This window comes from Pricia antarctica (genome assembly GCF_900101815.1).
In the GTDB taxonomy this organism is placed as follows: Bacteria; Bacteroidota; Bacteroidia; order Flavobacteriales; family Flavobacteriaceae; genus Pricia; species Pricia antarctica.
Map to the genome: position 1 here is coordinate 1 of NZ_FNAO01000043.1, position 1,318 is coordinate 1,318.

Genomic DNA, 1,318 nt, shown 5'->3' on the forward strand with positions numbered 1-1,318 from the left:
TAGTTTAGCCCCCTAATAGTTCGGAGTGATATTTCAGATTTCAAAATATACCTTTGAGATATGAAATACAAGAAATGGAGCTTAAAAGAAAAGCTTGAAATACTATCGGCCTCGGAAGAACTGGGCGTAGTCGAGGCCTGTCGCAAGTATAGTGTCAGTACCGGCACTTTCTATAATTGGAAGAAGAAGTACGACACCCATGGGGAGTCGGGCCTCAAAGTCGTTTACGACGTGCGTAGTAAGGAACTTAAAGCTGCCGAGGAGGAAATACGGATATTGCGCAAGCTGTTGGGCAACAAGGAAATCGAATTGGAGGTGCAGCGGGAACTCTTAAAAAAAAAGTTTGGGACGTCCGATCCAAGAAAGATCTAGTGGACAGAACCTACAGTAAACATAAATGCAGTAAGACCAAGATAATAAAGATGGCCGGTATGGTAGAGAGCAGCTATTATAGAGCGCCCATCCTTGGCCGAAAGGGGAACAGTCCTTCCAAGCTGACCTTTCACAAGACCATTGGCCATGTAGATCAAGCCTCCATTGTAAATGCCATAAAAAACGTTCTTGGCCATGAGTTCATAGATTGCGGTTACCGTTTGATGACCGCCTATCTAAAGCGCGACGGCTACCTGATAAACCATAAAAAGCTCTACAGGATAATGAAAGAAGAAGGTATGCTCAAGCTCGGGGACAGGATAAAGAGGAGCGGCTCGGGCCGCAAGTTCGTAAAGTTCAGAAAGGTAAGTACCACCAGGCCCTTCGAGTGCCTGGAAATGGACATAAAGATGGTGTGGGTGCCCGGTGCGGGCAAGAACGCCTATCTGTTATCTATCATCGATGTCCATACCCGTAGGGTATTAAAAGACTATTTTTCTTTTTCCATCAAACAGGACAAGGTGATAGCATTCCTATCAGAGGTATTCATGGATTACCGGTACCCGGAAAGCGTAGTGATCAGGAGCGACAATGGTAGCCAGTTCATAGCCAGGAGCGTACGGGAATATCTCGGGCTGATAGGGGTGGCACAGGAATTCACCCATGTGGCCACGCCGGAGGAGAACGCCCATATCGAGGCCTATCACGGCATACTGAAAAAAGAAGTGTTCCAAAGGATAGATTACCGGACCTTCGGCGAGATAGAACGGATCTTGAAGAGATATGTCACCTTCTATAATAATGAGAGGCTACATGGCCTTTTGGGACGCATTACACCAATGGAAAAATGGAACACGGACAAACACCTGATTCTAATGGAAAAATTGACAGCTTAATTAATAATCGAAATCTAGAATAATACTCTTGTTTTATAGGGGCCAAAACA

2 protein-coding genes are annotated in these 1,318 nt (G+C 45.3%); both read left to right on the plus strand.

Annotation, left to right across the window (positions count from 1 at the left end):
* Positions 1–60 precede the first annotated feature (60 nt).
* On the plus strand, positions 61–372 hold the full coding sequence (locus BLT07_RS20585) for a transposase (RefSeq protein ID WP_091874501.1): 312 nt from the start codon (positions 61–63) through the stop codon (positions 370–372).
* Positions 372–1,268 carry an IS3 family transposase gene (locus BLT07_RS20590; protein WP_245726638.1) on the plus strand — a complete coding sequence of 299 codons (897 nt, stop codon included), beginning with the start codon at positions 372–374 and terminating at the stop codon, positions 1,266–1,268. The genes BLT07_RS20585 and BLT07_RS20590 overlap by 1 nt, the downstream gene beginning before the upstream one ends.
* Positions 1,269–1,318: the final 50 nt, after the last annotated feature.

Bases quoted from the DNA above. Each gene is read 5' to 3' on its own strand.
- BLT07_RS20585 (WP_091874501.1), top strand. From the start codon at position 61: ATGAAATACAAGAAATGGAGCTTAAAAGAAAAGCTTGAAATACTATCG.